Below are 4025 nucleotides of genomic sequence, written 5' to 3' on the forward strand. Positions count from 1 at the left end.
GGGTGCACGGGGCCTCGGCGGGCCGGCGTTCACCGCCCCAGGTAGCGCTCCACGGTCTCCACCTTGGAGGTCAGACCGTCGGTGACCCCGGGCCGGATGTCGGCCTTGAGGACGAGGGACACGCGTCCGGCGCGGGCCTCGACGGCGGCGACGGCCCGCTTCACCACGTCCATCACCTCGTCCCACTCGCCCTCGACGGAGGTGAACATGGCGTCCGTGCGGTTGGGCAGCCCGGACTCGCGGACGACGCGGACGGCGTCGGCGACGTACTCGCCGACGTCCTCGCCCACGCCCAGCGGGCTGACGGAGAAGGCGACGATCACGCGTTCACCGTGCCCTCGGCGCGGGCGCGGGCGGCGATGAGGCCGTCGGACTCGTACCGCTTGAGCAGCTTCTCGCCGTACAGCCCGCCGAAGGGGATCACGGCGAGGAGGAAGAACAGGGCGACGCGCTTGAGCGGCCACTTCGTCTTGACCCAGACGTCCAGCAGGAACACCGCGTAGATCGTGAAGAGGATGCCGTGCAGCGCACCGAGCGGCATCATCAGGAAGTCGATGTCCGAGACCCGGCTGAGCACCGAGCCGAAGATGATCAGCGCCGGGAAGGAGAGCGCCTCGGGAAGCGAGATGAGGCGCAGCCGGTGCAGGGCGGAAGCGGTCTTGATGTCCACGAGGGCACCTTCGATGGGAGGGGGCGTCACTGCTTGTGAACGCGAGCACAAGCACAGCCATTGTGGCATCGTCCCGCCCCGGGGACGGCAGCGGGTCACGGCGGGGCGCGAAGGGCGCGTACCGGCGCTTCGCGGGGCCGCGTCCGGGTCGGATCGGGGTACGTCTCCACCCCGGGGGCCTGTCCGCGCGGCGGTCCGGGGACTACCGTCGCCCCGTGGCGATGTTCCGACTCCAGGGAAGCAAGACGCTCGCCGTCGATCTGACGGGCGATGCCGTCAAGGCGAAGAACGGCTCGATGGTCGCGTACGACGGCCGGATGGCCTTCAAGAAGATGACCGGCGGCGGTGACGGCCTCCGGGGCATGGTGACGCGCCGGCTGACCGGCGAGCAGATGGCCGTGATGGAGGTGAAGGGGCAGGGCACCTGCTACTTCGCCGACCGGGCGAGCGAGATCAGCCTCGTCTCGCTGCACGGCGACAAGCTCTACGTGGAGGCGAGCAACCTGCTGGCCACCGACGCCGGACTGCGCACCGGGACCGCCTTCACCGGACTGCGCGGCGGGGCGAGCGGCAACGGCCTGTTCACCACGACCGTCGAGGGCACCGGCCAGGCCGCCATCATGTCGGACGGCTCGGCCGTGGCGCTCCGGGTGACCCCGCAGTACCCGCTGCACGTGGACCCGGGCGCCTACATCGCGCACCAGGGTTCGCTGCGGCAGCAGTTCCAGTCCGGGGTGAACTTCCGGACGTTCATGGGCGAGGGGTCCGGCGAGGCGTTCCAGATCCGCTTCGAGGGCGAGGGCCTCGTCTACGTGCAGCCGAGCGAGCGCAACACCCTCGGGGGCGATGTCTGATGCCGTTCCGCGAGATCAACGACAAGATGGTCGAGGCCACGGTGGTCCCGGGCCGGACGCTGTACAGCCAGCGGGGCGCGATGCTGGCCTACCGGGGCGACGTCTCCTTCACCCCGGACATCCAGGGCGGGCAGGGCGGACTCGGCTCGATGATCGGCCGGCGGGTGCGGGGCGAGGCCACCCCGCTGATGACGGTCGAGGGGAACGGCACGGTGATGTTCGGCCACGGGGGCCACCACATCCAGGTGATCGACCTGTCGGGCGACACCCTGTACGTGGAGGCCGACCGGCTGCTGGCCTTCGACGGATCGCTCCGGCAGGGCACGATGTTCATGGGCTCGCAGGGCGGCGTGATGGGCATGGTGCGCGGCCAGGTGACCGGCCAGGGCCTGTTCACCACGACGCTCCAGGGCCACGGCGCGGTGGCGGTGATGGCGCACGGCGGGGTGATCGAGCTGCCGATCACCCCGGGGCACACGGTGCACGTGGACCCGCAGGCGTACGTCGCGCACCACGGCGAGGTGACCAACAGGCTGTCCACCGCGCTCGGCTGGCGGGAGATGGTGGGGCGCGGTTCGGGGGAGGCGTTCCAGCTGGAGCTCAGCGGCAGCGGAGCGGTGTACGTCCAGGCGTCGGAGGAGAAGCTGTGAGCGGCCCCGTGGTCTTCGACCCGACGACGCTGCCGTCGGACGACAACGTCAACGCGTACACCTTCTGCGTGGACCTGAAGGGGAGCCGGTGGTTCCTGCAGAAGGGCAAGATGATCGCCTACTACGGGCAGATCGCCTTCGACGGGATCGGCCACGGCCGGTTCGAACGGCTGGTCCGCAGCAGTTTCCACTCCCCGCTGCACGCGAGCGACTGGGTGGTGGCCGAGGGCAGCGGCAAGATGCTGCTGGCGGACCGGGCGTTCGACGTCAACTCCTTCGACCTGGAGGACGGGAACCTCACGATCCGGTCCGGCAACCTGCTGGCGTTCGAACCGACACTGGCCCTGAAGCAGTCGATCGTGCCGGGCTTCCTGACCCTCATCGGCACGGGGAAGTTCGTGGCCGCGTCCAACGGCCCGGTGGTCTTCATGGAGCCGCCGCTGCGGGTCGATCCGCAGGCTCTGGTGGGCTGGGCGGACTGCCCCTCCCCGTGCCACCACTACGACCACGGCTATATGACGGGCGTGCTGGGCGGCCTGCGCGGGCTGACCGGGATCGGCGGCGCCTCGGGCGAGGAGCACCAGTTCGAGTTCGTCGGGGCGGGCACGGTGCTGCTCCAGTCGACCGAGGCGCTGATGCCCGGACAGCCCACGGGTGCGGGCCCCGGCGAGCCCGGTGTGCCGGCGTCCCCCGCGCGCGGGGCGGGTCAGCTGGGGGACCTCCAGCGTCGCTTCGGGCTGTGAACGGTAGTCTGCGGAGTGTGACGCCCGCCGGACGCGTGCGCGGCGTCACACGCCCCGACTTCGTCCGGCTTTCAACTTCTTAGGTAGAATCCATATATGGAGACCGAGACGGCCACCCGCTGGCTGACCGACGCGGAGCAGTGCGCCTGGCGCACCCACCTGGACGTCAGCAGGCTGCTGACGCACCAGCTGGAGAGGGACCTCCAGCCGTACGGGCTGACCATGAACGACTACGAGATCCTGGTCAACCTCTCGGAGTCGGACGACCAGCGCATGCGGATGAGCGACCTCGCCGCCGCCACCCTGCAGTCCAAGAGCCGGCTCTCGCACCAGATCACCCGCATGGAGAACGCGGGCCTGGTCCGCCGCGAGCACTGCGAGTCGGACCGGCGCGGTCTGTTCGCGGTCCTCACCGGACCGGGGGCCGAGACGATGCGCAAGGTCGCACCGCACCATGTGGAGTCGGTGCGCAAGCACTTCATGGACCTGCTGTCCCCCGAGGCGCTGGCCGACCTGGACGCGGCGCTGACACCGATCGCGGACCATCTGCGGGGCCGGCGGGGCAAGTCTGCGGGGCCGGCGGGGCAAGCCGTGACGGCCCTTTCAGCCCTGGCGCGGCAACCGCAGGGTGAAGGCCGCGCCGCCCGGGCGTGACGTCCCCACCGTGAGGGTGCCGCCGTGCCGGACCGCGATGTCGCGGGCGAGGGCCAGGCCCAGTCCGGCGCCGCCGTCGTCCCGGCTCCGGGCGTCGTCGAGCCGTACGAACCGCTCGAAGATCCGCTCCCGCTCCCCCTCGGGGACCCCGGCGCCGTCGTCGGCGACCTCCACGCGCACGTCCCGCCGGTCCGCCGCCACCGTCACCACCACCGAACCGGCCGCGTGCCGCTGCGCGTTGTCCAGCAGATTGCCGATCACCCGGGCCAGCTGCCCGCGCGAACCGCCCACCTCGCAGGAGTCGCCCTCCGCGACCACCACCTCCACCGGGATCCGGTCACCGGTGCGCTGGGACACCTCCTCGCTCACCAGCGCCCCCAGGTCGACCGCCGTCCGCCCCGGCCGCTCCCCCGCGTCCAGCCGTGCCAGCAGCAGCAGATCGGCGGGGAGCGCC

6 protein-coding genes and 1 pseudogene are annotated in these 4025 nt (G+C 71.3%); 4 read left to right on the forward strand and 3 right to left on the reverse strand.

Features of this window, described 5'->3' with window-relative positions; genetic code table 11:
• Nucleotides 1-29: 29 nt before the first annotated feature.
• Both IH13_RS0131700 and IH13_RS0131705 read right to left on the reverse strand, forming a co-directional pair.
• Nucleotides 30-323 (reverse strand): MTH1187 family thiamine-binding protein, encoded by a 294-nt coding sequence (locus IH13_RS0131700; protein ID WP_031089790.1) that lies wholly within the window; start codon nt 321-323, stop codon nt 30-32.
• A complete protein-coding gene (locus IH13_RS0131705; RefSeq protein ID WP_031089792.1) occupies nt 320-670 on the reverse strand; it encodes a DUF3817 domain-containing protein in 351 nt (116 codons plus the stop codon). Before IH13_RS0131705 ends, IH13_RS0131700 begins: the two co-directional genes overlap by 4 nt.
• A gap of 221 nt (nt 671-891) precedes the next feature.
• Here IH13_RS0131705 and IH13_RS0131710 point away from each other — a divergent pair, with 221 nt between their 5' ends.
• The 4 genes and pseudogenes from IH13_RS0131710 to IH13_RS0131725 form a co-directional block, all read left to right on the forward strand.
• The gene (locus IH13_RS0131710) at nt 892-1524 is read left to right on the forward strand and encodes an AIM24 family protein (protein ID WP_031089794.1); all 633 of its coding nucleotides are present in this window, start codon (nt 892-894) and stop codon (nt 1522-1524) included.
• Nucleotides 1524-2174 (forward strand): AIM24 family protein, encoded by a 651-nt coding sequence (locus IH13_RS0131715; RefSeq protein WP_031089796.1) that lies wholly within the window; start codon nt 1524-1526, stop codon nt 2172-2174. The genes IH13_RS0131710 and IH13_RS0131715 overlap by 1 nt, the downstream gene beginning before the upstream one ends.
• Nucleotides 2171-2917 (forward strand): AIM24 family protein, encoded by a 747-nt coding sequence (locus IH13_RS0131720; protein ID WP_031089797.1) that lies wholly within the window; start codon nt 2171-2173, stop codon nt 2915-2917. The genes IH13_RS0131715 and IH13_RS0131720 overlap by 4 nt, the downstream gene beginning before the upstream one ends.
• A 96-nt stretch (nt 2918-3013) precedes the next feature.
• Nucleotides 3014-3484: pseudogene (locus tag IH13_RS0131725) on the forward strand (MarR family winged helix-turn-helix transcriptional regulator); the annotation flags it as partial.
• Nucleotides 3485-3520: 36 nt separating this feature from the next.
• Here IH13_RS0131725 and IH13_RS0131730 read toward each other — a convergent pair.
• On the reverse strand, nt 3521-4025 hold a 505-nt coding region (locus tag IH13_RS0131730), incomplete at its 5' end, for a sensor histidine kinase (RefSeq protein WP_031089801.1).

It is taken from the genome of Streptomyces sp. NRRL WC-3549, from assembly GCF_000721935.1.
Taxonomy (GTDB): domain Bacteria; phylum Actinomycetota; class Actinomycetes; order Streptomycetales; family Streptomycetaceae; genus Streptomyces.